Below are 1,187 nucleotides of genomic sequence, written 5' to 3'. Positions count from 1 at the left end.
GAAGCCATCAAGCACGTCGAGCAAGCTTCTAGGAGTAACAAAGAATGACTACATTCTGGAGTCTGTACGTCACAGTCCTCAGTCTCGGTACGATCTTTTCCCTGACCTGGCTGCTGCTGTCGACCCGTAAGGGCCAGCGCAGCGAAGCCACCGAAGAGACGGTTGGGCACTCTTTCGACGGGATCGAGGAGTACGACAACCCCCTGCCGAAATGGTGGTTCATGCTGTTCGTGGGCACCATCATTTTCGCCCTGGGCTACCTGGTGCTGTACCCGGGCCTGGGTAACTGGAAAGGCCTGCTGCCAGGTTACAACTACCTGGATAACGAGAAGCAGACCGCGTTCGCCAACGGCCAGACCGGCTGGACCGGCGTGCACGAGTGGGAAAAGGAAATGGCCAAGTCGGACGCCCGGTTCGGCCCGATCTTCGCCAAGTTCGCTGCCATGCCAATCGAAGAAGTTGCCAAGGACCCGCAAGCCCTGAAGATGGGTGGGCGTCTGTTCGCCTCCAACTGCTCGGTCTGCCACGGCTCCGACGCCAAGGGCGCTTATGGCTTCCCGAACCTGACCGACGCCGACTGGCGCTGGGGTGGCGAGCCGGAAACCATCAAGACCACCATCATGGGAGGTCGTCACGCGGTCATGCCGGCGTGGGCTGAAGTGATCGGTGAGCAAGGCGTTGCTGACGTAGCCGCGTTCGTGCTGACCAATCTCGATGGCCGCAAACTGCCGGAAGGCACCAAGGCTGATCCGGCTGCTGGCCAGAAGCTGTTCGCTGCCAACTGCGTGGCTTGCCACGGTCCGGAAGGCAAAGGCACCCCCGCCATGGGCGCGCCGAACCTGACTCACCCGGGCGCGTTCATCTATGGCTCAAGCTTCGCTCAACTGCAGCAGACCATCCGTTACGGCCGTCAGGGCCAGATGCCTGCGCAAGAGCAAATGCAGGGCAATGACAAGGTTCACCTGCTGGCCGCTTACGTCTACAGCTTGTCGCATGGCGAAAAGGCTCCGGCGCAAGATGCCCAGTAAGGCAGACGCCTTGATCGCTTGAACCCAAGCGGTGCTTCATAAAAAATCCGATGTCAGCCCCCTGGCATCGGATTTTTTTCGCCCACAAAACGCCCTTCTGTAGGAGCGAAGCTTGCTCGCGAAAAACGTCAACGATAACGATTGCCATCTGAATGACCG

At 59.6% G+C, this 1,187-nt stretch carries 1 protein-coding gene; it reads left to right on the top strand.

Annotated elements, in window-relative coordinates; genetic code table 11:
• The first annotated feature begins 44 nt into the window (after positions 1 to 44).
• Positions 45 to 1,028 (top strand): cytochrome-c oxidase, cbb3-type subunit III, encoded by a 984-nt coding sequence (gene ccoP, locus ACRESJ_RS19780; protein WP_431759398.1) that lies wholly within the window; start codon positions 45 to 47, stop codon positions 1,026 to 1,028.
• The last annotated feature ends 159 nt before the right edge of the window (positions 1,029 to 1,187 follow it).

The organism is Pseudomonas sp. (assembly GCF_050739655.1).
In the GTDB taxonomy this organism is placed as follows: Bacteria; Pseudomonadota; Gammaproteobacteria; order Pseudomonadales; family Pseudomonadaceae; genus Aquipseudomonas.
Note: the sequence above shows the minus strand (reverse complement) of the source record. Positions and strands in the feature narration are given on the sequence as shown.